The sequence below is a fragment of the uncultured Bradyrhizobium sp. genome (genome assembly GCF_936928535.1).
Lineage (GTDB): Bacteria > Pseudomonadota > Alphaproteobacteria > Rhizobiales > Xanthobacteraceae > Bradyrhizobium.
The window spans coordinates 18,813-43,994 of the sequence record NZ_CAKZHY010000019.1 but is presented as its reverse complement, the minus strand read 5'-3'; the positions used below and the strand labels follow the sequence as shown (position 1 = coordinate 43,994).

Sequence of the window (25,182 nt, the reverse complement as noted above, 5' to 3'; positions counted from 1 at the left end):
GATTAGAGGATGTGGGACCAGTCGTGCTGCAAAAACTCTCCACTTATCGAAAGAAGCGTGATTTCGAAAAGACGCCCGAACCGTCAGGCAAGTCCGCCGTGGCGCCATCGAAGCAGCGGCGCTTCGTGATCCAGAAACACGATGCGACCCGGCTGCACTACGACCTCAGGCTTGAATTCGATGGCGTGTTCAAGTCCTGGGCGGTGACCAAGGGCCCCTCGCTCAATCCGCACGACAAGCGGCTGGCCGTCGAAGTCGAGGACCATCCGCTCGACTATGGCGATTTCGAAGGCACGATTCCCGAGGGGCAATATGGCGGCGGCACGGTAATGCTGTGGGACCGCGGCACCTGGGAATCCGATAACGCCGAAGCCGGCTTCAAAAAGGGCGACCTCAAATTCACCCTGCATGGCGACAAGCTGCATGGCAGCTGGGTGCTGGTGCGCATGCGCAACCGCGGCGGCGAGAAGCGCACCAACTGGCTGCTGATCAAGCACCGCGACGACTATGCCAGCGAGGACGAGGATATCTTGGCGGAAGACAAGTCCGTGGCATCTGGCCGCGCCATGGATCAGATCGCCGGCGGCAAGGGCCGCGCGCCGAAGCCGTTCATGCTGGAGAAGGGCGCCAAAGGCAAGGCGGATGCGGTCTGGCAATCCAACCGTGCCGAGGAGACCAAAGGGCGCACGGTCAAGCCGGCGCCTCGCACGGCGCTGAAGAGCGGCAAACCGTCGAAGAAGAAGGCGACGACCGCGACGACAGCCAAGAAAGTCTCGGCGATGCCTGATTTCGTGGAGCCGCAGCTGTGCACTCCCGTGGAGCGGCCGCCCGGGTCAGACGGCTGGTGCCATGAGATCAAGTTCGACGGCTACCGCGTCCAGCTGCGCATCGAGGACGGCGAGGCGAGCTTGAAGACCCGCAAGGGCCTCGACTGGACCGAAAAGTTCGCATCGATCGCCAAGGAGGCGGGTGACCTGCCTGATGCGTTGATCGACGGCGAGATCGTCGCACTCGACCATAACGGTGCGCCGAACTTTTCCTCCCTGCAGGCCGCTCTGTCGGATGGCAAGACCGAAGACCTGATCTTCTTCGCCTTCGACCTGCTGTTCGCCGAGGGCCTCGATTATCGCCGTCTGCCGCTCGGCGAGCGCAAGGAACGCCTCAAGAAGTTGCTGGGAGCGCGCAAGAAGAAGACGAGCCAGATCCGCTATGTCGAGCATTTCGAGAGCGGGGGCGAGGCGGTGCTGCAATCGGCCTGCAAGCTCGAGCTCGAGGGCGTGGTGTCGAAGAAGCTGGACGCGCCCTATCGCTCCGGCCGCACCGAGAGCTGGACCAAGGCAAAATGCCGGGCGGGCCATGAGGTCGTGATCGGCGGCTGGAAGACGACATCAGGAAAATTCCGCTCGCTGATGGCGGGTGTGCATCGGGGCGACCATCTCGCCTTTGTCGGCATGGTCGGGACCGGCTTTGGCGCCGACAAGGTCAAGCGCATCATGCCGTCGCTCAAAGCGATGGAGGCCAGGGAAAGCCCGTTCGGCGGCAAGAATGCGCCGAAGAAGACGCGTGACGTGCATTGGCTGAAGCCCGAGCTGGTCGCGGAGATCGAGTTCGCCGGCTTCACGGCCGACGGCAATATCCGTCAGGCTGCCTTCAAGGGCCTGCGGCAGGATAAGCCGGCCGAGGAGGTCGAGGCTGAAACGCCTGTCGATATCGAACTGGCAAAGCCCTCGGCGAGGAAGCGCGCGACACCGAAGACGGCCAAGTCGAAGAGCGCCGGCACAGCCGAAGTGATGGGCGTCGTCATCTCAAAGCCAGACAAGGAGCTCTGGCCCGACGGTGGCGACGGCGAGGGCGTCACCAAGCTCGATCTTGCGCGCTATTTCGAGGCGGTCGGCGCTTGGATGATCGAGCATCTCAAGGGCCGCCCCTGCTCGATCCTTCGTGCCCCTGACGGCATCGGCGGCGAAAAATTCTTCCAGCGCCATGCGATGCAGGGCACCTCGAACCTGCTCGAGCTCGCAAAGGTCTCCGGGGATCGCAAGCCGTATTTGCAGATCGACCGCGTCGAGGGGCTCGCCGCGGTCGCGCAGATCGGCGGCGTCGAACTGCATCCCTGGAATTGCGCGCCGGATGCCTATGACACGCCGGGCCGGCTGGTATTCGACCTCGATCCGGCACCGGACGTGACGTTCGCCGATGTCGTCGAAGCAGCGAAGGAGATGCGACAGCGGCTGACTGACGTTGGCATGGAAAGCTTCTGCAAGACCACCGGCGGCAAGGGCCTGCACGTGGTGGTCCCGCTGCTCCATGGCGCGCGCGACAAGGTGGACTGGAAGGAAGCCAAGGCGTTCGCGCAAGGCGTCTGCCAGTGGATGGCTGATGACGATCCCGAACGCTACCTGCTCAACATGTCGAAGAAACTGCGCAACGGGAAGATCTTCCTCGATTATCTGCGCAATGACCGCATGTCGACGGCGGTGGGCCCGCTGTCGCCACGCGCGCGCGATGGCGCGACGGTGTCGATGCCGCTGACCTGGGCGCAAGTGAAAAGCGATCTCGATCCGAAGCGCTACACGGTACGCACGGTGCCGGGCCTGCTGGCACGGTCGAAGGCCTGGGAGGGCTATGACGATGCGGCCTCGTCGATCAAGGCGGCGATAAAGAAGTTGGCGGGGAAGGTGAAGTAGGTGCGCGCTGATGCGCAACTCCCGTAGGGTGGGCAAAGCGAAGCGTGCCCACGATCTTGTTCGTCAGAGAGGAAAGGTGGGCACGGCGCAAGAGCGCCTTTGCCCACCCTACGCGATTGTTGCTGTCGTTAGATCCGGCCCATTAGCAGCAGGATCAGCAGAATGACGATGACGAGCCCGAGGCCGCCGCCGCCGTAATAGCCGGTGCCGTAGAACGGGCCACCGCCGATGCCGCTGAAGCCGCCGAGCAGCGCGATAACCAGGATGATCAGAATGATCGTACCGATAGACATGCGAATCTCCTCCAGCCCTTTGTCGAAAGGGTCGTTGCAACCTGTCCCGTTGTGCGGAGGGCAACTTGCCGCGGGATTTAAAGTTCCGGATTTGAAACAGGGTCGCAGCTGTAACTTGCATGGAACCTTTGCGTCTCCATCCGGCATGACTATGTGAGGATCAATCACCACGGGGCAGGATCATGTCAGCGCCGCTTGTTGTCTCCATTCCGCATCGCCTCGGTCGCGAGGAAGCCGTGCGCCGGCTCAAGACCGGGCTCGGCCGGGCCGCCGCCAGCATTCCCGTGATGCAGGTCGAGGAGGAGCGCTGGAGCGGCGACACCATGAACTTCCGCATCCGCGCGCTCGGCCAGATTGCGAGCGGGCAGGTCGACGTCGCCGACGACCACGTCAAGGTCGAGGTGGTGCTGCCGTGGCTGCTGCAGCGCTTTGCCGAGATGGCGCAGGCGACCATCCGCAAGCGCGGGCAATTGCTGCTGACCAAGGATGAGGGCAAGTAGGCCTCAGACGTCCACACGCTGCCGCCGCGGCCTGATGGCAGCGGCTGTGCGCGCGCCGATGACCGCGGCGGGAAAATCACCGAACGCGTGCGCGAGCGGCAATTCGTTGCCTGAAAGGCCCGGCGCGGTGTAGCCGCTGATGTCGACGGTTGCGTCAAGAGCTTCGAGCGCAGGCCATTCGCGCCCCGCTTGTGTGAAGGGCGCGAACTGGCGCGCAACCACGACGATCGCTGCAGCGCGGCCGTGGTGGCGGACAAAGGAGATCACGTGATCGGCGTGCGCGCCGCGCACGTCCAGCGGCTGATAACCGCCTTGTGCAAACACGTCGGCGAGCCCGGTGCGGAGCTTGAGCAGGTGCCGCGTCCAGGCCAGCTTGAGTCGCCCGTCAGGCCAGGTCTTGATGAGTGCGCTCCAGTTAGGTGTCTCCAGCGAACCGAGCGCCGCTTGCCGTGCGGCAAAATCCACCGGGCGGCGGTTGTCGGGATCGACCAGCGACAGGTCCCAGTCTTCGGTGCCCTGGTAGAAATCAGGCACGCCCGGCATCGTCGCCTTCAGTGTGAGCTGGCTGAGCGAGTTCAGCGCGCCAAGCAGCGCGACGCGGCGAGCCAGCGTGGCAAGCGCATCCAGGAATTCGCCTGACAGCGCGGGATCCAGAATCCTCTCGATGAAGCTCTTGACGCCCTGTTCATAGGCTTCGTGCGGATTGAGCCAGCTCGTCTCCTCCTTGCCCTCGCGCGCCGCCTTGAGCGCATAGGCCTGGATGCGCGCGACGAAATTGGCATCCGGCCCTTGAAGCGGCCAGGCGCCAAGCAAGGTCTGGTAGAGCATGTATTCGAACGTCGCCGACGGCGCGCGCAGATTGCCGTGGAGCGCGAGGTGCGGCGCGTTCAGGACCTTCCAGCGCGAAACTGCGCTGGTCCATTCGCCCGAGATTTCGCTGAGCGCTGCGATCCGCGCCCGCGCATCCTCGCCGCGCTTGGTGTCGTGAGTGGCCGTTGCCGTCATCCCCTGCGGCCATTCCCTGGCGCGGCCACGCATCGCCTCGTGAAAGGCGGGTATGGTGAGGCCCTTGCTGGCGGGATCGCCGCCAACCTCGTTGAGCGCCAGCAGCCTGTGGAACTGGTAGAACGCAGTATCCTCCAGCGATTTCGCCATGACAGGCCCGGTGAATTGCTGCACCTTCAGCGCAAACCGGCGCACGCGCGGCGCGCTGTGCGGCGGGCGGCCGGGCTTGAGCAGGTCCATGGTCAGTGCATCGCGCAGGAAGTCGAAAATGCCTTCGTCCGCGGCGAACCATTCCGCGCGGGCGCGCGCGATGGTGTCGTCGATCAGCTTGCGGTCGAGCGCCGTCGGGCCGCTATGGGTCAAATAGGTGCGATAGACCGGGAAGTGCAGCACGTAGAGCTCGAGCGCCTGCCGCAGGCTGTCGGCGGAGAAGTCGCGGGTGGAATAGTGCCCGTTGGCGATCCGGGCGAGCAGGCGCGTCAGCACGGTGAATTCGCTGGTCAGCAGCGTCTCCAGCACGCGCCGTTTGGCGTCCTTGACATAAGGCGCCAGCCGCGGCGGCCGGTTGCTGATCTGGCGCCAGGTCTCGTCCAGCGCCTCCAGTCCCTTGGCGTCGACCAGCACCTGGGTGATCGCATTCATCCACTCATAGCCGGTGGTGCCCTGGACGCCGGCAAAGTGCGGCAGCTTTTCGTGCTCGCACAGGATCTTTTCAATGACGGTGTAGAATGGTCTTGCATTGCCTTGCGCGTCGCGCACGAGGCGGCGCAGCCGCTGGCAATATTGCGCGGGGTCGCGCAGGCCGTCGATGTGATCGAGGCGGATGCCTTGCAGCTTGCCCTCGGCGACGAGCTGCTTCACCAGCCGGTGCGTGGTGGCAAACGTACTGGCGTCCTCGACACGCAGGCCGGCGAGCCCGTTGACGTCGAAGAAGCGGCGATAGTTGATGTCGCTGGACGCCAGCCGCCAATGCCCGAGCTTGTAGTTCTGCCGCTCCAGCAAATGATGCAGCGCCAGCGTCTGTGCCGGGCGATCCTTGGCCGCGCGATAGGCGGCGAGGCCGTGGATGATGATGTCCGCTGCGCCCGTGATCTCCTTGAGCTCTGCCTTGAAGGCAGGCGCTTCCTTGCGGTTCGGCCGGCGCAAGCCCGTGTAGTGCGCGGCGAGCGAGAGCAGCCGTTTGCCGGCGACGGTATCAGCGGCATCCGCCTCCTTCACAATCATCCGCAGGATCTCGCCATAACGTTCGGGCGCGACGGGTAAGCGATGCTCGAAGTACCAGGCGGAGAAACTGCCCTCATCGGGATCGTAGCGCAGCTCGATGTCGCCGCGCTCCAGCGCCTCGCCATAGGACGTGCCGAGGATCGGCAGCAGCACGCCGCCGCGAGCGCGGAACGCCAGCTGGTCCCAGTCGATGTCGAAGGAGACCGCGTGCGGCGAGGCCTGGCCCCATTCCAGCACGTCGAGCCACCAGGGATTGTCGGCGAAATGCACGCCCACATGATTGGGCACGAAGTCGATGATGAGGCCGAGGTCGTTCTGTGTGAGCGCCTCGCTCAGCCGCGCAAAGCCGGCCTCGCCGCCGAGCTCGGGATTGAACTGGTTGTGATCGACGGTGTCGTAGCCGTGAGTCGAGCCCTTGCGGGCCTTCATCACGGGCGAGGCGTAGAGATGCGTGATCCCGAGCGCCTTGAGGTAAGGCACCACGGCGGCGGCCTTGTCGAAATCAAAATCCGCCGTGAGTTGAAGTCGATACGTCGCCAGGGGGATGGAAGGAGGCATGACTAACCTCCGAGATGCCAGACCACCGACCAGGGTGGGAGTCGCTCGCCGGCCGCGCCGCCCCAGATCGGCGTGCCTGCATCGTTGTTGGAATGCGCGATATGCTTGTCCGACAGATTGGCGGTGAGCCGCAGTTGAGTGCCATCGCCCATGCGCCAATGCGCCGTGAGCAGGCCGTTGTCTTCAGCCTCGGCATCGCCGAACCGCGCGCCCTTCAGCCGCGGCATGATCTCCTTGCGGCGAACCGCGAGGAGATCGCGCACCAGCGCCAGCCGTGCGTCCTGTTCGGGCGTGCGGCCGGCCCAGTCCAGCACGGCTGATTGCGGCGTGGCCGGATCGAGCGGATCGGGCACTTCGTCACCGTATTTCGCGTAGGCCCAGGCATATTCCTGCTTGCGCCCGTTGCGCACAGCGTCGGCGAGGCCACCCTGGAAATCGCAGAAGAACGGGAAGGGCATCTTCGAGCCCCATTCCTCGCCCTGAAACAGCATCGGCACCATCGGCGCGAGCAACGTCACTGCGAGCGCGGCCTCGATCTGCTCGGGCGATGCCAGGCTCTCCAGCCGGTCGCCGAGAGGGCGGTTGCCGATCTGGTCGTGGTTCTGCAGGAAATTGACGAAGGTCGCCGGTGGCAGCTCGCCACTGGCCTCGCCGCGTGGCTTCTTGCCCCAGAATTCCGAGATCTCGCCCTGGTAGACGAAGCCGGAGGCGAGCGCGCGGGCGAGATCCATGCGCGGGGTCTGGTAGTCGGCGTAGTAGCCGTTGAGCTCGCCGGTCAGCATCACGTGCCAGACGTGATGATAATCGTCGTTCCATTGTCCGCGATATTTGCCGCTCGGCGGCTCCTGCGCGGCGTCGAGCAGGCTGGCGCGGTTGTCGCCATTCTCCAGCACCAGATGAATGTGCCGCCCGGTGGCCTTGGCGAGTTCGCCGGTGGCGACGCTGAGGTCGTGCAGCATCGACTGCTCGCCGGGGATCGCGATGATGTGGTTGGCGGCATCCAGTCTGAGGCCGTCGAAGCGGTAGTCGGTCAGCCAGGACAGCGCGTTCTCGACAGCGAAGGCGCGCACCTGCGGCACGCGATAGTCGATCGCGCTGCCCCAGGGCGTATGCGCGTCGGTGAAAAAGGTCGGCGCGTAGCGGCCGAGATAGTTTCCCTCGGGACCGAAGTGATTGTAGACGACGTCGAGGAAGACCATCAGCCCGCGCAGATGGGCCTCGTCGATCAGCGTCTTCAGGTCTTCCGGACGGCCATAGGCGCTATCGGGCGCGTACCAGAGCACGCCGTCATAGCCCCAGCCGCGGCGGCCGGCGAAATCCGCCAGCGGCATCAGCTCCAACGCGGTGATGCCTGATGTGACCAGATGATCGAGCTTGTCGATCATGGCGCGATAAGTGCCCTCGCGCGTGAACGTGCCGACATGGGTCTCGATCAGCACCGTCTCTTCCCAGGGGCGGCCGCGCCAATCCTTCGCGCGCCATGCAAAGGCGTCGTGGTCGATCACCTCGCTCGGGCCGAACACATCCTCGGGCTGGAAGGCGGACGCCGGATCGGGCACGTCGATCTCGTCGTCGATCCTGAACTTGTAGGGGCTGCCAGCGGTGAGGCCGGCGATCTCGGCGACATACCAGCCGTCTTGCCGGCGCTGCATCGCGTGGCGCCGCGCGAGCAGCAGATCGATGCGGCGCGCGCCGGGCGCCCACAAGCGGAACGACACGCCGTCCTTGGTCGGCTTCGCCCCAAAGGATGGCCTCATAGCGCCCCCGCGAAGGCGAGCACGGAGCGCGGCGGCGCCTTGCTGTCGCTTCCGGGCATGAAATCAACGCTGGTCAGCTTGGCATCCGTCGTATTCAGGATCTGCTGCCAGCTCTTGTATTCGGGCATTTTTGGCAATTTGAATGCGATCTCTTCGGGGGCGGCGTTCAGTACGATAAAGATCGCCGCGCTGCCCGGTTCCATCGGCCCCATCACATAAGAGAGGAACCGCCCGTCCGGGAACGTCCAGTCGTTCTCCGTCATCTCGTTGCCTTCAGGCGTCAGCCATAGCGCGCCATAGGAGATGCCGTCCTTCGGCCGGCCGTCGAGCCAGCGATGGCTGCGCAGCTGCGAGAATTTCTTGCGGATCTCGGCGAGGTCTGAGACGAAATCGACCATGTCGTCGCTGTCCTTGCCGAGATTATCCCAGCCGACCCAGCCGATTTCGTTGTCCTGGCAATAGGCGTTGTTGTTGCCGGACTGCGTGTTGCCGACCTCATCGCCGGCGAGGATCAAGGGAATGCCCTGCGCCAGCATCAGGCAGGCCAGCACGTTCTTGCGCAGCTGCCGCCGCAGGCTGAGGATGTTGGGGTCGTCGGTCGGGCCTTCGACACCGCAATTGTTGCTGTGGTTGTCGTTGGAGCCGTCGCGATTGTCCTCGCCATTGGCCTCGTTGTGTTTCTCGTTGTAGCTGAAGAGATCGGCCAGCGTAAAACCGTCGTGCACGGTGATGTGGTTGATGCTGGCGCGCGGCCGGCGGCCGTCGTGATTGAACAGGTCGGAAGAGGCCGTCATGCGGCTGGAGATATCGCCGATCAGGCTGCCTTCGCCGCTCCAATAGCGGCGCATGGCGCTGCGATAGCGGTCGTTCCATTCTGACCATTGCGAGGGGAAGGCGCCGACCTGGTAGCCCCCGAGTCCGAGGTCCCAGGGTTCGGCAACCAGCTTGACGGTGGCGAGCACCGGATCCTGGCGGATCGCGGTCAGAAACGAGATGCCACGATCAAAACCATTGGGGCCGCGCGCCAGCGTGGTGGCGAGGTCGAAGCGGAAGCCGTCGACATGGCAGACCTCGACCCAGTAGCGCAAAGAGTCCATCACCATCTGCAGCACGCGCGGATGGGTCAGGTTCACCGAGGAGCCGCAGCCCGTGAAGTCGTCGTAATAACGCGGGTTCTCGCGGTTCAGCCAGTAATAGGAGGCGTTGTCGATGCCGCGGTAGCACAGCGTCGGGCCGAGGTGATTGCCCTCGGCGGTGTGATTGTAGACGACGTCAAGCATCACCTCGATGCCGGCATCGTGCAGGCGCGCCACCGTGGTGCGGAAGGAATCGAGCGCGTTGTCCTGGGCGTAACGCTGCTCCGGCGCGAAGAAGGACAGCGTGTTGTAACCCCAGTAATTGGCGAGCTTCTTCTCGACCAGGATACGGTCGTCGACGAAGCTGTGAACCGGCAACAGCTCGATCGTGGTGACGCCGAGCCTCTTCAGATGCTCGATCATCGCCGGCGAGGACAGCCCGCCATAGGTGCCGCGCAAATTCGGCGGCACGTCGTCGCGCTTCTGGGTCAGGCCCTTGACGTGGGCCTCGTAGATGATGGTGTCTTCCCAGGGGATGTTGGGCCTTATCTCGCGCCGGCCCCAGTTGAAGGTCTCGTCGACCACGACCGCCTTGGGCATGCCGCGCGCATTGTCGCGCCGGTCGAACGACAGATCCTCGCGCGCCGAGCCGGTGCGGTAGGCGAAGTGCGCGTCGCTCCACACCAGCCGCCCGGCAAGGCGCTTGGCGTAGGGGTCGAGCAGCAGCTTGTTGGCGTTGAAGCGGTGACCGTGCTCGGGCTCGTACGGGCCGTGCACGCGATAACCGTAGAGCTGGCCCGGCGAGACGTCGTTGAGATAGCCATGCCAGACGTCCTCGGTGCGCTCCGGCAGCTCGATGCGCTCGAGCTCGCGGCGCCCTTGCGTGTCGAACAGGCACAGCTCGACCTTCTGCGCGTGAGCGGAAAACAGCGCGAAGTTGGTGCCGCGTCCGTCCCAGCTTGCACCGAGGCGTGCGGGCGATCCAGCAGTCAGGCGCATCGGTCAGCTTTCAGGAACGAGGAAGATCGCGGCGAGCGGCGGAATCGTGAGGCGGAGCTCGGGCGCCTTGCCGGCAACGGTTTGCACCTCGCCGATGTTCCCGACATTGGTGCCGCCATAGTGGGCGGAGTCCGAATTGAACACCTCTTTCCACTTGCCGGCGAAGGGCACGGGGACGCGATAGTTGCGATAGACGTTGGGCGAGAAGTTGACGACCACGAGACACCGCGCGTGCTCGTCAAAGCCCTTGCGCAGCCAGGCAAAGACATTGCGGTTGGCATCGTCGGTAACAAGCCATTCGAAGCCGGCCTGGTCGCAATCCATCTGATGCAGCGCCGGCACCGCGCGATAGAGCCGGTTGAGGTCGCGGACCAGCGACTGGACGCCCTGATGATATTTGTACTCGAGCAGGTGCCAGTCGAGCGACTGGTCGTGATTCCATTCGCGGCTCTGCGCGATCTCGCCGCCCATGAACAGCAGCTTCTTGCCGGGATGGCCGAACATGAAGCTGTAATAGGCGCGCAGGTTTGCAAAGCGCTGCCATTCGTCGCCTGGCATGCGGCCGAAGATCGAGCGCTTGCCGTGCACGACCTCGTCATGCGACAGCGGCAAGATGAAGTTCTCAGAGAACGCGTAGTGGAGGCCGAACAGGATATCGCCGTGATGATGCTTGCGGTGGATGGGATCCTTGCTGATGTAGTTCAGCGTGTCGTGCATCCAGCCCATGTTCCACTTGTAGCCGAAGCCGAGCCCGCCGAATTCGACCGGGCGCGACACCTGCGGCCATGCGGTGGATTCCTCGGCGGCCGTGGTCGCCTGCGGGAAGCGCGCGAACAGCTCGGTGTTGAAGCGGCGCAGGAAGTTGATCGCCTCGATGTTCTCGCGGCCGCCATACTGGTTCGGAATCCAGGCGCCGGGCGGGCGGCTGTAGTCGAGATAGAGCATGGAGGCGACCGCATCGACGCGCAGGCCGTCGATGGCGTAGCGCTCCAGCCAGAACAGCGCGTTCGACACCAGGAAGTTGGTCACTTCGGTGCGGCCGTAATTGTAGATCAGCGTGCCCCAGTCGAGATGGCGGCCCTGCAACGGATTGGCGTGCTCGTACAGCGCCGTGCCGTCGAAGCTGCCGAGCCCGTGCGGATCGTCGGGGAAATGTCCGGGCACCCAGTCGAGCAGCACGCCGATGCCTTCGCGATGGCAGGCATCGATCAGCGCGGCAAAGTCCTCCGGCGTGCCGAAACGGCTGGTCGGCGCATAAAGGCCGGTCGGCTGGTAGCCCCAGGAGCCGTCGAACGGATGCTCGCTCACGGGCAGGAATTCGAGGTGGGTGAAGCCCATGTCGCGGGCATAGGCCGGCAGCTGCTCGGCGAGCTCGCGATAGGTCAGCCACTCATCGCCGTTCTTGCGCCGCCACGAGCCGAGATGGACCTCGTAGATCGACATCGGCGCCGACAGCGCGTTGATGCCGTCGGGCGCCGGCCGCGGACGCGGCAGATGCGCCTCGTCGAATACGATGGAGGCGGTCTTTGGCCGAACTTCACTCGCAAATGCCATCGGATCGGATTTCAGCGGCAGCAGATGGCCATGCGGTCCGATGATCTCGAACTTGTAGTGATCGCCGGATTTGGCGTGCGGGATGAACAATTCCCAATAGCCGGCGCCGCGCACCCGCATCGGATGACGCCGCCCGTCCCAGAAATTGAAATCGCCGACCACGGACACGCGCCGCGCATTCGGCGCCAGCACGACGAAGCCGATGCCGTCGATGCCCTCCAGCCGCATCGGATGGGCGCCGAGCTTGTCGTAGAGCCGCTGATGCGTGCCTTCGCCGAGCAGATAGAGATCGAAATCGGTCAGGATCGGCGGAAAGCGGTAGGCGTCCTCGAACTCGACGAGTTTGTCGCCGAATTTGGCACGAAGCTGGTAGTGCTTCGAGCCGTTCGGCAGGGCGCCGATGAACAGGCCTGATGCGTGGACGCGGTCGAGTGTCGCGACTTCGCCATGCTCACCGACCGCCTCGACATCAGAGGCTTCGGGCAGGAACGCGCGCACCACGCTCTTGCCCCCCTCGGGATGTAGTCCGAGATAGTGGAAGGGGTCGGAGTGGCGGCCCTCGATGATGGCATAGGCTTCGGCTGGCAGTTTAGGCATGGGCTTCGCTCCCGGCACCGGACAGAATGCGAAGCAGGCCGGTCAGCGGCGCATGGAGCCCCTCGGGCCGGTGGGACAGCTCGTACTCTACCTCGTCGAACGCTAGATCAAGCAGAAAAAACCTTAACATGCTTTCCGCGGAATGTGCCTCTTCCGGCCAGAGCCGCCGGTCGGTCATGGCCTCACGATAGGCGGACAGGAAGGTCGCGGTGGCATGTTCGCGCCATTCGCCGAGCGCGGCCGTGAGCCGGCCCAGTTCGTCGCTGCCGCCCGACAGCGCCCGGCCAAGCGCAGCGTTAACCGAAAGATCAATCGAGCGGACCAGGCCCGCGACATCGCGCGCGGCGGGCCGCTTGCGCCGCTTGTCGGCCAGCGTGAGGTGTGGATCGCCGTCGAAATCGATGATGAAGATGTCGTCCTTCACGATCAGAGTTTGCCCAAGGCGGAAGTCGCCATGATGACGGATGTTCAGCCCGCCGATGCCGGATGGCAAGAGCGCATTGATGTGGTCCGGCAAGGCCGCGCGCATCGCGGCCAGCTGGTCGATCAAGGGCCGGTCGGCTTCGCGCAGGCCGTCCCTGATGTCGGCGAGGCGGTCGAACACCCGTCCGGCCCGTGCCTTGAGGTCGCTCGTCCAGCGCTTGACGTCCGATTTGCCGATCGGTTCAGGGGCAAGGTCGGCGGGCTTTGCGGCGGCGAGCGCCAAGTGCAGCTCGGCGAGCCGACGGCCGATCTGCGCCACGAAGTGCAGATAGGGCGCCTGCTCCTGGGTCTCCCGGTGCGTCTCCTCCGGCGGCAGCACCCGCTGCTCGTCGATATAGCGGTCGAGGTAGCCCGTGGTGACGGCCCAACCGTCGCCCTGGTTCTCGACATAGGCATGCAGCACGCCGACCGCGCAGCGGCCGGTGCCCTCGACCAGTTCGACGCTGCCGAGCAGCGCCGGTGTATTGGGGAAGCGTGCGACCTCGGTGAGATAGTTTCCGATTTCGATCTCGGGGTTGGGGCCGCTTTCGAGCCGGCGATAGATCTTGGCGACATACTGATTGTCGACCAGCGCGGTGCTGTTCGACTGCTCGACCGTACGAATGCGCGCGGGCTCCTTCACGGTGTAGTCCGCGAACCGGCTTGTCGGCTTGAACTCGAGCCGCAGATTGTTCTCGTCCACGACGAGGTTCTGCGACAAGCCGCGCAGGAACAGCCCGATGAAGATCTGGTCGGTGGCGACGTCGAGCAGGGTGCCTTCGCGTGCGCCCTGGCGCACGGCGGCGAGCGCCTTCGGGTTGAAGCGCTCGCGGTCGAAACGAACCCATTCGATCTGCATCGGCAGCACGTAGCGCGTCGTGACGTCGTCCTGCGTCGTGTCGAAGAACGCGATCCACGGCCTGTTGTCGCCGATATCGCTGAACGGCACTGCCGACGTCAGCACGGCTTCGATGTGCTTGGGATTGTGCTCGGGATACCAGCGCGTCCGCGACAGGAATCCCGGCAGCACGTCGCGCTCGAAGACGCCGCGCTCGCGGGCGAGCGACACCCAGTTCGAGTTGACTGGGACCACCAATGTCTCGAATTCCGGCACCGCGCGCGGCACCACCGGCTCGGATTTGTCGCGCTCCTGGAGCTGGAACCAGTAGAAGCCATAGGGCCCCAGCGTGATCATGTAGGGCAATTCGCCGATTGCCGGAAAACGCGTGCGGCCGAGCATCTCCTGGGGAATGCGATCCTTCCACGGCGACAGATCGAGCTCGGTCGCCTGCGCCGCGCGCGACAGATTGGCGACGCAGAGGATGACCTCATCACGATATTGCCGGACATAGGCCAGCACGGCGCGATTGGCCGGGCGGATGAAAGTCATGGTGCCGCGGCCGAAGGCAAGGGTCGACTTGCGCACCGAGATCAGGCGCTTGGTGGCGTTCAGCAGCGAGGACAGGCTGCGCGACTGGGCCTCGACGTTGACGGATTCGTAGCCGTAGACGGGATCCATGATCAGCGGCGCGTAGAGGCGGGCGGGATCGGTGCGGGAGAAGCCGCCATTGCGGTCCGGGCTCCACTGCATCGGCGTGCGTACGCCGTTGCGGTCGCCGAGATAGATGTTGTCGCCCATGCCGATCTCGTCGCCGTAATAGATGATCGGCGTACCCGGGAACGACAGCAGCAGCGAGTTCATCAGCTCGATCTTGCGGCGGTCGTTGTCCATCAGCGGCGCGAGCCGCCTGCGGATGCCGACATTGATGCGGGCGCGGGGATCGTTGGCGTAGGTGGTCCAGAGATAGTCGCGCTCGACGTCGGTGACCATCTCCAGCGTCAGCTCGTCATGGTTGCGCAGGAACAGCGCCCATTGGCAGCTCGCGGGAATATCAGGCGTCTGGCGCAGGATGTCGGTGATCGGGAAACGGTCTTCCTGCGCGATCGCCATGTAGATGCGCGGCATCAGCGGGAAGTGGTAGGCCATGTGGCACTCGTCGCCACGGCCGAAATATTCCTGCACGTCCTCGGGCCATTGATTGGCCTCGGCCAGCAGCAGCTTTCCCTTGGAATAGGCGTCCAGCTCCTGGCGCAGGCGCTTGATGATCGCATGGGTCTCCGGGAGGTTCTCGTTCGAGGTGCCCTCGCGCTCGCAGAGATAGGGAATGGCGTCCAGGCGGAAGCCGTCGACGCCGGCGTCCAGCCAGCGCTTCATCACCTGGAGGATGGCGCTGACGACGCGCGGATTGTCGAAATTGAGGTCGGGCTGGTGCGAGAAGAAGCGATGCCAGTAGAACGCGCCGGCCTCGGGATCCCAGGTCCAGTTCGACTTCTCGGTATCGGTGAAGATGATCCGCGTGCCCTGGTACTTCTGGTCGGTGTCGCTCCAGACATACCAGTTGCGGGCGCTGGAGCCGGCCGGGCTGCGGCGCGCGCGCTTGAACCATTTGTGCTGGTCGGAGGTGTGGTTGACGACGAGCTCGGTGATGACGCGCAGGCCCCGCTTCTGCGCTTCCTGGATGAAGCGCTTGAAGTCCTTCATCGTCCCGAAATCGGGATTGACCGTGCCGTAGTCGCCGATGTCGTAGCCATCGTCGCGGCCCGGCGAAGGGTAGAACGGTAGCAGCCACAGCGCGGTGACGCCGAGATCCTGCAGATAAGGCAGCTTCTCGGTCAGCCCCGCAAAATCGCCGATACCGTCATTGTTGCTGTCGGCAAAGGCCTTGACGTGCAGCTGGTAGATGATCGCGTCCTTGTACCAGAGCTCATCCGCGATCGCGGCAGCCTCGGCCTTCTTGGTGTCGACGGAAGACAGTACATTCATGGCGTGATCCTTACGCCAGGCAGCGGAAGAGCAGAGCCGGATCGCGGTCGGGATCGATACGCAATTTGATCCCGCCCCATTCGATGCGGGACTGTTCGCCTGTCATGAGATTTTCAAGAGCGTTGACGGGGCGGCGTTCGCCGCCGACGTCGATGGTGAGGTCGCCGAGCGGCAACCAGAATTCGCGCACATGGCGCGAGAGGGCGATGGCCGCGACGATCGCGTTGGCCGGTTCGATGGCCTCCTTGACGAATGCGATGGTCTCGCCGTCCTCGATGCCGAGGAAGCGCAGATGGGTGGTCTGCTGCAGCGCCGCGTTGTCGTTGCGGATGCGGTTGACCGCGGTGATCCAGGGCTTGATGTTGCCAACCTTGTCCCAATCGCGCTGGCGGATCCCGTACTTCTCGGAATCCTGATATTCTTCGCGGCCGGGCACGGCCTCGTGCTCGAGCAGCTCGAACCCGCTATAGAGGCCGTAATTCCCTGACAGCGTTGCTGCCAGTGCGACACGTGACTTGAACATCCAGGCCTCGCCGCTCTGGAGATGATAGGGCAGCAGGTCCGGCGTGTTGACGAAGAAATTCGGCCGGTAGAAGTCGCGCTCCGGATAGCGCGTGAGCTCACCGAGATATTGCTCCAGCTCCCACTTGCCTGTGCGCCACGGGAAATAGCTGAAGGACTGCGCGAAGCCGAGCTTGGCGAGGCCTTTCATCAGCTTCGGCCGCGCAAACGTCTTCGAGAACAGGATCACCTCGGGATGGCGCTGCCTGATCTCGTGGATCAGCCACTCCCAGAACGGCAGCGGCGCGGTATCGTGATTGTCGATCGCGAAGATGGTCACGCCATGGTCGATCCAGAACAGCATGGCGTCGCGGAAGGCATTCCACAGCCCGATGCGGTCGACGGAGGCGAAATCGGGGATGACGATGTCAGAATAGGGGCCATCCTCGGTCCGAACCGAACGGTCGGGCCGCCATTTGAACCATTCCGGATGTTCTTTCAGCCAGGGATGATCCGGCGAGCATTGCACGGCGAAATCGAGCGCGATCTCGAGGCCGTATTCGAGGCAGGTCGCAACCAGCGCGCGGAAATCCTCGATGGTGCCGAGCTCGGGATGCAGCGCATCGTGCCCGCCTTCGACGCCGCCAATCGCATAGGGCGAGCCGGGCTCGCCTTCCGCGGCCACCGGTGAATTATTCCGGCCTTTGCGGCTTGTGCGGCCGATCGGGTGGATCGGCGTGAAATACAGGACGTCAAAGCCCATCGCGGCGATATCGGGGACGCGCGCGATGCAGTCGCGGAGCGTGCCGTGGTGACCGGCGGCTTGGCTTAAGTCTTGGCTCTGGCTGCGCGGCATCATCTGATACCAGGCGCTGAAGCGCGCCCTGTCGCGGTCGACAACAAGCGGGAAGTTCGGCGAGCGGGTGAGGTCGGGCCGCGCCTGGCTCTCGGCCATGGCGTCGCTCAGCTCGGTTGCGAGGAGGGAAGCGACGTCGCCGTTTTGGAGATAATCCTCGCATTGCCTGAAAATTACGACGGCTGCGTCCTGCCCCGCGCCATGCGCCTTGGTCAAAAGGCCCGCGCCTTCGATCGCATCGAGGGTGACGTCGCCGCCCCTGAGCTGCTTGCGTTCGAGCCCGTGGCGCCAGGTGGCGAATTCGTCGGTCCAGGCTTCGATGGCATAGACATATTGGCCTGCTTCCGTCGGCGTGAACGCGCCGGACCAGCGGTCGTCGCCATGATGGGTCATGGGCTCGCGCCGCCATTCGCGGTCCTGCTCGCCGCGCCAGATCAGCGCGGCGCTGATGCTGGCATCGCCGTCACGATAGATGTCGGCCCACACCTCGACCCGATCGCCCGCGATCCGCTTCACGGCGAAGCGGCCGCCATCGATCAAGGGATAGATGTCTTCGATCAGGAAAGCGCTGCCGGCGGCGGCACTCTCGACAGTTTGAATTGTCTTGTTCACGGTGATGCCATTGACAAGAAAGCAGGAGCCCGTTTCCCTTGTCGGGAACCTACGCTTGGTACCACTATAGAAAGCCGCTTGTGTGTCATTGGTTCCCATGGGAACGGCAGGCGCGGTTTGCGAGTTACCCCTGACTAACCTCTTCCGCGACCTCGTTAAAATCGATGCCCCCGGCCAAACTTTGGCCTGCAAGCTGCGTGCCGAATGGATCTTTTAGCTCAAGCCCAGATCAAGGGCGTTCAGTCCGAATTCACAGATGCCCTCGGCAAGCTGCGGGTCACCGCGCCCGAGGCGCTCAGGTCCATCCTCGATGCCCTGCCGGAAAAGCGGGTCTATCGCTTCGTCAGCGGTCCCGTGGTGGTGCGCGCGTTGGGCAATCCGCGCACCGAGCTCGCATCCGTCGGCACGGCGCCGCTGCAATGGAAGATCACCGGCAACAGCCAAATCGGCGAACCTAACGTGATCGGGCAGGGCGAGACGCGCGAGCCTGTCATCGCCTGGCCCGCCGGCCTGCCGCTCGGCTATCACCGGCTGACGCTGACGGACGCTGCGGGTGCCAGCGAAGAGGTGCCGATGATCGTGGCGCCGGAGCGCGCCTTCGGCGGCGAGTTCGATCGCGGCTGGCTGCTGGCCGTGCAGCTCTACAGCGTCCGCTCGGACCGCAACTGGGGCATCGGCGATTTCACCGATCTTGCCGGCCTGGTGAGGCTTGCCAAGCAGCTCGGCGCCGACGGCGTCGGGCTCAATCCGCTGCATGTCCTGTTCGACGATCATCCCTCTGATTGCAGCCCCTATTCGCCGAACAGCCGGCTGTTTCTCAATCCGCTTTATATCGATGTGGAGGCGATTCCCGAATATTCGGTCGACCTCATCCCGGATGCCGCCGCGACTGCCGCGCGGCTGCGCGAAGGTGATCGTGTCCCTTACGCCGACATGGCGGCGCTGAAATGGCTGGGCCTGCGCGCCGCCTTTGACAGTTTCGTGAAGTCAGCGACCGGTGTCCGGCGTAACCAGTTCGATGCCTTCCGCGCCGAGCGGGGGCCGCTGCTCTCGCGCTTTGCCTGCTTCGAGGTGCTGCGCCATCGCTTGGTATCGCCGTGGTGGGAATGGCCGGCGGAATGGCAGCAGCCGGACGATGCCAAATGTGCGGCCTTGCGCAGCGGCCCTGACAAGAGCGAGGTCGAGTTCGTCGAATTCGTGCAATGGACCGCGGATAGCCAACTGCGCGCCGCCAAGGAGCTATCGGCCGAGCTCGGCATGCGCGTCGGGCTCTACCTCGACGTTGCCGTCGGCGTGCAGTCTAACGGCTTCGATGCCTGGAACGAGCAGACGTCGATCTCCCGTCATCTCGCGGTCGGCGCGCCGCCTGATGTCCTCAATACCATCGGTCAGGATTGGGGCCTTGCCGGCTTCAATGCGGGCGGCCTCGAGGCGCAATCCTTCGTGCCCTTCGCCAACATGCTGGCCGCCTCGATGCGGCATGCCGGCGCCATCAGGCTCGATCACGTGCTGGGGTTGAAGCGGCTTTATCTGGTGCCGCGCGGCTTCAAGCCTGATAACGGCGCCTATGTGCAGATGCCGCTCGAGGCGCTGCTGGCGGCGGTCGTGTGCGAGAGCGTGACACATAAATGCATCGTGATTGGCGAGGACCTCGGCACCGTGCCCGAAGGCTTCCGCGAGACCATGCAGGATTTCGGCATCTGGTCCTATCTCGTCATGATGTTCGAGCGCGACGATGCCGGCCATTTCCGCAACGCCGACCACTACCGGCCGAACGCGCTGGTCACGCTGAACACCCACGATCTCTGTACCTATGCGGGCTGGCGCTCCTTCAGCGATCTGAAGATGAAGCTGTCGCTCGGGCTCGATCCGGGCGAGAACGAGCAGGCGCGCTGGGACGCGCTCGGCGCGCTCGACGAGATCCTGCACCAGAACGGGATCGACGCCAACGATCTCTACTCGGTGCTCGGCTTCCTGTCGCGGACACCGTCGCGGCTGCTCGCAGTGTCGATGGAAGACTTGCTCGGCGTGATCGATCAACCCAACATACCCGGCACGATCGACGAGCACCCGAACTGGCGGCAGCGGCTTCCCGTCGCACTCGATCAGATCGCCGCCAAGGTCGATCTCGCGGCTTTGAAGGCCGCGACGCGGGAACGTTCGCTCATCGGTGGGCGTTGATCTCCAGGGTTTTTCCAGGCTCGCAAAACATTGTCTCAGAAGATCGAGGACTATGCGTTGATCGGCGACTGCGAGACCGCGGCGCTGGTCGGGCGCAACGGCTCGATCGACTGGCTGTGCTGGCCCGCCTTCGATTCCGACGCCTGCTTTGCCGCGATCCTCGGCACGTCCAGGAATGGCCGCTGGCTCATTGCCCCGAGCGAGGACGTGACGGCGATTTCACGCCGTTATCTCGGCGACACGCTCATCCTGGAAACGCGCTTCGAGACCAAAAGCGGCACAGTCGCGTTGATCGACTTCATGCCGCCGCGCGGCAAGGCCTCCGATATCGTGCGGCTGGTCCGTGGCCTCAAGGGCACCGTGAAGATGCGGATGGATCTCGTGATCCGCTTCGGCTTCGGCGTCGACGTTCCCTGGGTGAGGCGGATCGATCATTCGCTGCTGGCAATCGCCGGCCAGGACATGACCGTGCTGCGCACGCCGGCCGAGACGCGCGGCGAGAATCTGACCACGGTGTCCGACTTCGAGGTCAGGGACGGCGAGACTGTGCCGTTCGTGCTGACCTACGGCCCCTCGCATCTCGATCCGCCCGAGGCGATCGACCCTGAAGTCGCGCTCCAGGAGACCCAGAAATTCTGGAAGGAGTGGAGCGACCGTTGCGATCGCGAGGGCGACTACCACAAGCTCGTCATGCGCTCGCTGATCACGCTGAAGGCGCTGACATTCGGCCCGACGGGGGGCATCGTGGCGGCGCCGACCTCCTCGCTGCCGGAAAAGCTCGGCGGTAGCAGGAATTGGGACTACCGCTTCTGCTGGCTGCGCGATGCCACCTTTACGCTGCTGGCGCTGATGAACTCGGGCTACACCGAGGAAGCCTTGGCCTGGCACAATTGGCTCTTGCGTGCGGCCGCCGGCTCGCCCGCCAACATGCAGATCATGTACGGCATCTGGGGGCAGCGCCGGCTCTTGGAGTGGGAGGCAAGCTGGCTCGACGGCTATGAGGGCGCGCAGCCGGTCCGCGTCGGCAATGCCGCGCATGCGCAGCTCCAGCTCGACGTTTACGGCGAGTTGATCGATGCCTTCCACCAGTCACGCATGGCCAAGCTCCAGCTCAACGATGAGGCGACCTGGGCGCTCGAATGCGCGGTGCTCAATCATCTCGCCGAGGTCTGGGATCATCCCGACCACGGCATCTGGGAGCGGCGCGGCCAGCCGAAGCACTACGTCTTTTCCAAGGTGATGACCTGGGTCGCCTTCGACCGCGCCATCAAGAGCGCCGAGACCTTTGGCTTCAAGGCGCCGCTGCTGCATTGGCGCGCCTTGCGCGAGGCAATCCACCGCGACGTCTGCAACAACGGCTTTGACACGGAGGAGGGCGCCTTCGTCGAATCCTACGGCTCAAAACTGCTCGATGCGAGCGTTCTGCTGCTGCCGGGTGTCGGCTTCCTGCCGGCGCACGACCCGCGCATCCGCGGCACCATCGCAGCCGTCGAGAAGCACCTGATGCGCGACGGCTTCGTGCTGCGCCACGATCCGCGCGAGATCTCCGAGGAGACCCAGCCGATCGAGGGCGCATTCCTGGCCTGTACCCTGTGGCTGGCCGATGCCCATGTGCTGGCGGGCGACCTCGACAAGGCGCAGGCGCTGTTCGATCGTATCGCAGGTCTTGCGAACGATGTCGGGCTCCTCGCCGAGGAGTATGACTCCGTCGCACGCCGCCAGGCCGGCAATTTCCCGCAGGCCCTGACGCATATCGCGCTGATCAACACCGCGCACAATCTCTCGGCGGCAAGGCACGCCAGCGAGAAGCCGGCGATGCAGCGGTCGAAATCGTGACCTGATCCAAGAGGGAGGTGCGCTCCCTCCCCGCGGCCAGTTCAACCCACCCCATTCCGCTTCAGGATCATCTCCATCGCCTCGGCGAACCCGTCCTGCTCGTTGCTCGCGGTGACGTTGGTGGCCTGGTCCTTGACGTTGTCGGTGGCGTTGCCCATGGCGATCGAGGTGCCGCTGACGCGGAACATCGCAAGGTCGTTCTGCATGTCGCCGATGGTGGCGACCGCATCCAGGGAAATGCCGAGCCGCTTGGCCATGGCTTGCACGAATGTGCCCTTGTTGAAGCCGGGCGGGGTGATGTCGAGATAATAGGTCTGGGAGCGGACCGCGGTCGCCTCGCTGCCAAGCGCCTGCTGCATCGCCTTCTCGCAAGCCTCCAGGCCCGCGGCATCGGCGCTGGCGCCGACGATCTTGCAGGCACTGGCGAGATACGGCGTAAAGTCCGTGACGATCGAGGGATCGGAGCGGATCGTGTGCTGCTCATGCGCGACGTATTTGCCGCTGGCGTTGTCGATCAGCCATTTGTCATAGGTGAAGAGCCAGATGTCGGCGCCGAACTGGCGCAGGATCTGCAGCGACTTCTCGACCGCGTCTTTGGGGATCAGGTGCTGCTCGACCGGATTCATCTCGGGATCGACGATCGAGGAGCCGTTGAACGGGCCGACCGGCAACCACAGCGCCAGCGGCTCGATCAGGAAACGCATGCCGATCGCGGGGCGGCTGGAGGTGATGGTGAAGCCGATGCCGGCCTGGTGCAGCCGCTGCACCGCGGACCGCGCCCGGTCCGTCAGCGTCTTGTCCTTGGTCAGCAGCGTGCCGTCGACGTCGGAAACGACCAGTGAGATTTTCGTCATGGCTCAGCCCTGCTCTTGCCGCCGTCGATTTTCAGCTGCCGCACGATGCCGTCGACGATCGCTTCAACGGACTCGTCGATCGACGCCGTGATGACGTGTTCGCTCGCCTCCGGGGCCTCCAGCGTGTTGAACTGGCTGGTGAGAAGCCCGGGCGGCATGAAATGGCCCTTGCGGTGCGCGAGGCGATCGGCGATCAGCTCCTGCGTGCCCTTGAGAAACACGAAGCGGACATCGTCGCGTCCGCGCAGCAGCACGTCGCGATAGGCATGCTTGAGTGCCGAACAGGCGATGATGATTCGCTCGCCGTTGCTACAGGCGCGCGCGATCTCGTCGGCAATGGCATTGAGCCACGGCCAGCGGTCCTCGTCGGTGAGGGGATGGCCGGCCCGCATTTTCTCGACATTGCTCTTGGGGTGGAAGCTGTCGCCGTCCTCGAACCGCCAGCCGAGCCGCTCGCCGAGCGCCTCTGCAATCGTGCTTTTGCCCGATCCCGACACGCCCATCACAATCAATGCACAAGGTGCTTTAACGCGGCCCACGAATTCCCTCCGGAAGCGCGGCCCTATCGACCAGCCAGACGGTCTCACCATGCGAGCGCGCGCGTAACGCCGGCAGATTCTCGCCATTGAGAAGGCGCGTCAAGATCGGCTGCTTGTCATGCCCCGATATCTCGAACAGCATCTCGTGGCACGAGGCGAGCGCGGGAAGCGTCAGCGAGACCCGCGGCACGAAGGGCGCGACATTCGCCTTGGGCACGCCGACGACCCAGCGCGCGGTTTCCTCGATACCGGGATACCCGGGAAACAGCGAGGCGGTGTGGCCGTCGGGCCCTGCGCCCATCAGGACGAGGTCGAACAGCCGATGTGCCGGATCGAGGTCTTCGGATCCGTAAAAGGCTTTTAGCTCGCGGGCATAAGCGTCTGCACTGTCGTCCGGATTCTCGGCCGTGGTCGGGATCGGGTGGATATGGCCCGATGGCGCATTGCGATCGAGAAAATTGGCGCGGGCGACGGCCATGTTGTTGAGCGGATCGCTCTCCGGGACAAAGCGCTCATCGCCGATGAACCAGTGCACACGATCCCAGGGGATCTTGCCGCGATAGGCGTCGCTGCCGAGCAACTGATACAGCTTCTTCGGGCTCGAGCCACCGGTGAGGCAGATCGCGATCCGTCCGGGATTGGCTGCGATCCGCGCCATCACCCGCTCGGCTGCGGCCTGTGCGAGGGCTTGCGCGTCCGCGACGACGATCAGCTTCGGCTCTGCGGCCGCCGCCATCACGAAAGCTTCCGCCAGCTGCGGCCCTCGCGCCGCAGCAACTCGTCGGCACATGCGGGGCCGTCGGTGCCGGCTTCATAGGTCTCGATGCCATCGCTGCCCGCGCTCTTCCAGGCGTCGAGGAACGGCTGCACCGCCGCCCAGCCGGCTTCGATACCGTCGGCGCGCTGGAACAGGATGTTGTCGCCGATCATGCAGTCGTAGATCAACGTCTCGTAGCCGGTGGAGGGATCAGCGCGGAAATAGTCGCCGTAGCGGAATTTCATCTCGACGCCATCAATCGTGATGCTCGGCCCGGGAATTTTGGCGTTGAACTGAAGCTCGATGGTCTCGGTCGGCGCAATGCCGATGGTGAGGAAGTTCTGCGACAGGCGGTCAATGTCCGTGCCCGAGAACATCGACAGCGGCGCCTGCTTGAACTTGATCGCGACTTCTGTTCGCTTGTGTGCCAGCGCCTTGCCGGTGCGCAAGTAGAAAGGCACGCCGGCCCAGCGCCAATTGTCGATCATCAGTTTCAGCGCGACGAAGGTCTCGGTGGTGCTGCCGGGCTTGACGTCCTCGGTCTTGCGATAATCGGGGATCTCGTCGTCGCCGATGCGGCCTGCGAGATATTGCGCGCGCACCGAGTTTTGCAGCGCATCCTCGTGATCCGGCCGCTGGATCGCGGTGAGCACCTCGGCCTTTTCCGAGCGAACCGAATGCGCGTCGAAGCGCGCCGGCGGCTCCATCGCCACCAGCGACATCAGCTGGAAAAGATGGTTCGGCACCATGTCGCGCAGCGCGCCGGTGGCATCATAGAAGCCGCCGCGATGGCCGACGCCGAGCTTTTCCTCCACCGTGATCTGGATGTGGTCGATGTGGTTGCGATTCCAGATCGGCTCGAACATGCCGTTGGCAAAGCGCAGCACCAGGATGTTCTGCACCGTCTCCTTGCCGAGATAATGATCGATCCGGTAGATCTGGTGCTCGTCCATGATCTTCAGGAGCTCGGCATTCAGCGCCTTGGCCGAGGTGAGGTCGGTGCCGAACGGCTTCTCGATCACAAGGCGGCGCCAGGCGCCATGCTCCTTCATCATGCCGGTGCGGCCGAGCTCGCGCGCGGTCGGCGCGAACGCAGCGGGCGGGGTTGCCAGGTAGAACAGGCGGTTGCCGCCGGTGTCCTGTGCGCATTCCAGCGAATCCAGATGTTCGCGCAGGCGATCGAAGGAGGGGGGGTCCTTGGCGTCGGCTTCGACGAAGGTCACGCATTCCAGCAGCCTCGTCGCGATGTCGTCGTCCACGGGCCGCGTCGCGAATTGCTTGAGGCCCTTGAGCAGGCTGTTGCGTAGCTCGTCATCGGACTGGCCCTTGCGGGCCACGCCGACCACGCAGAATTTTTCCGGCAGCAGGTGCTCGGCGGCGAGATTGTAGAGCGACGGCAACACCAGGCGATGGGTGAGGTCGCCGGTGACACCAAAGATGACGAAGGCGCAATTTTCCGGCTTGCGCTTGGGTTGCGGGTCTTTTGTCACGTAGGATTGGCCTTCGCTTT

The 25,182-nt window shown here is 64.3% G+C and carries 15 protein-coding genes; 4 read left to right on the top strand and 11 right to left on the bottom strand.

Annotated features, from left to right (window positions below; genetic code table 11):
* Nucleotides 1-23: 23 nt before the first annotated feature.
* Nucleotides 24-2,687, top strand: coding sequence for a DNA ligase D (gene ligD, locus Q0687_RS02070; protein ID WP_298871576.1), 2,664 nt, complete (start codon nt 24-26; stop codon nt 2,685-2,687).
* Between the two features lie 128 nt (nt 2,688-2,815).
* Here ligD and Q0687_RS02065 read toward each other — a convergent pair whose 3' ends face one another.
* Entirely contained in the window at nt 2,816-2,980 is a 165-nt protein-coding gene (locus Q0687_RS02065) for a DUF3309 family protein (protein ID WP_018318514.1), read from the bottom strand.
* Nucleotides 2,981-3,162: 182 nt separating this feature from the next.
* Here Q0687_RS02065 and Q0687_RS02060 point away from each other — a divergent pair, with 182 nt between their 5' ends.
* Nucleotides 3,163-3,480 (top strand): polyhydroxyalkanoic acid system family protein, encoded by a 318-nt coding sequence (locus tag Q0687_RS02060; protein WP_298871546.1) that lies wholly within the window; start codon nt 3,163-3,165, stop codon nt 3,478-3,480.
* Between the two features lie 3 nt (nt 3,481-3,483).
* Here the strand turns inward: Q0687_RS02060 and treY are convergent, their stop codons facing one another.
* From treY to Q0687_RS02030, 6 genes are read right to left on the bottom strand one after another with little or no spacing between them, the layout of a single operon-like run.
* Nucleotides 3,484-6,267, bottom strand: a complete 2,784-nt coding sequence (treY, locus tag Q0687_RS02055; RefSeq protein WP_298871544.1) for a malto-oligosyltrehalose synthase — start codon at nt 6,265-6,267, stop codon at nt 3,484-3,486.
* Between the two features lie 2 nt (nt 6,268-6,269).
* Nucleotides 6,270-8,024 carry a malto-oligosyltrehalose trehalohydrolase gene (treZ, locus tag Q0687_RS02050; RefSeq protein ID WP_298871542.1) on the bottom strand — a complete coding sequence of 585 codons (1,755 nt, stop codon included), beginning with the start codon at nt 8,022-8,024 and terminating at the stop codon, nt 6,270-6,272.
* Nucleotides 8,021-10,099 (bottom strand): glycogen debranching protein GlgX, encoded by a 2,079-nt coding sequence (glgX, locus tag Q0687_RS02045; protein WP_298871540.1) that lies wholly within the window; start codon nt 10,097-10,099, stop codon nt 8,021-8,023. Before glgX ends, treZ begins: the two co-directional genes overlap by 4 nt.
* Nucleotides 10,100-10,102: 3 nt before the next feature.
* The gene (glgB, locus tag Q0687_RS02040) at nt 10,103-12,250 is read right to left on the bottom strand and encodes a 1,4-alpha-glucan branching protein GlgB (RefSeq protein ID WP_298871537.1); all 2,148 of its coding nucleotides are present in this window, start codon (nt 12,248-12,250) and stop codon (nt 10,103-10,105) included.
* The gene (gene treS / locus Q0687_RS02035; RefSeq protein ID WP_298871535.1) at nt 12,243-15,536 is read right to left on the bottom strand and encodes a maltose alpha-D-glucosyltransferase; all 3,294 of its coding nucleotides are present in this window, start codon (nt 15,534-15,536) and stop codon (nt 12,243-12,245) included. Before treS ends, glgB begins: the two co-directional genes overlap by 8 nt.
* A 10-nt stretch (nt 15,537-15,546) precedes the next feature.
* Nucleotides 15,547-17,505, bottom strand: coding sequence for a maltotransferase domain-containing protein (locus tag Q0687_RS02030; protein ID WP_298871532.1), 1,959 nt, complete (start codon nt 17,503-17,505; stop codon nt 15,547-15,549).
* A 204-nt stretch (nt 17,506-17,709) separates the two neighbouring features.
* Between Q0687_RS02030 and malQ the strand changes: the two genes are divergently transcribed.
* Nucleotides 17,710-19,686 (top strand): 4-alpha-glucanotransferase, encoded by a 1,977-nt coding sequence (gene malQ / locus Q0687_RS02025; RefSeq protein ID WP_298871529.1) that lies wholly within the window; start codon nt 17,710-17,712, stop codon nt 19,684-19,686.
* A gap of 30 nt (nt 19,687-19,716) precedes the next feature.
* Nucleotides 19,717-21,522 (top strand): glycoside hydrolase family 15 protein, encoded by a 1,806-nt coding sequence (locus Q0687_RS02020; protein ID WP_298871527.1) that lies wholly within the window; start codon nt 19,717-19,719, stop codon nt 21,520-21,522.
* A gap of 41 nt (nt 21,523-21,563) precedes the next feature.
* On the opposite strand, the gene Q0687_RS02015 is transcribed toward Q0687_RS02020, so the two are convergent.
* Genes Q0687_RS02015 through zwf form a run of 4 tightly spaced genes read right to left on the bottom strand, consistent with a single transcriptional unit; the run spans nt 21,564 to nt 25,162 of the window.
* The gene (locus Q0687_RS02015) at nt 21,564-22,376 is read right to left on the bottom strand and encodes an HAD family hydrolase (RefSeq protein ID WP_298871524.1); all 813 of its coding nucleotides are present in this window, start codon (nt 22,374-22,376) and stop codon (nt 21,564-21,566) included.
* Nucleotides 22,373-22,915: a gluconokinase gene (locus tag Q0687_RS02010; RefSeq protein ID WP_298871521.1), complete on the bottom strand. Its 543-nt coding sequence runs from the start codon at nt 22,913-22,915 to the stop codon at nt 22,373-22,375. The genes Q0687_RS02015 and Q0687_RS02010 overlap by 4 nt, the downstream gene beginning before the upstream one ends.
* Complete coding sequence (gene pgl, locus Q0687_RS02005; protein ID WP_298871516.1) at nt 22,902-23,651, bottom strand: 6-phosphogluconolactonase; 750 nt, start codon at nt 23,649-23,651, stop codon at nt 22,902-22,904. The genes Q0687_RS02010 and pgl overlap by 14 nt, the downstream gene beginning before the upstream one ends.
* The gene (gene zwf / locus Q0687_RS02000) at nt 23,651-25,162 is read right to left on the bottom strand and encodes a glucose-6-phosphate dehydrogenase (protein WP_298871513.1); all 1,512 of its coding nucleotides are present in this window, start codon (nt 25,160-25,162) and stop codon (nt 23,651-23,653) included. The genes pgl and zwf overlap by 1 nt, the downstream gene beginning before the upstream one ends.
* Nucleotides 25,163-25,182: the final 20 nt, after the last annotated feature.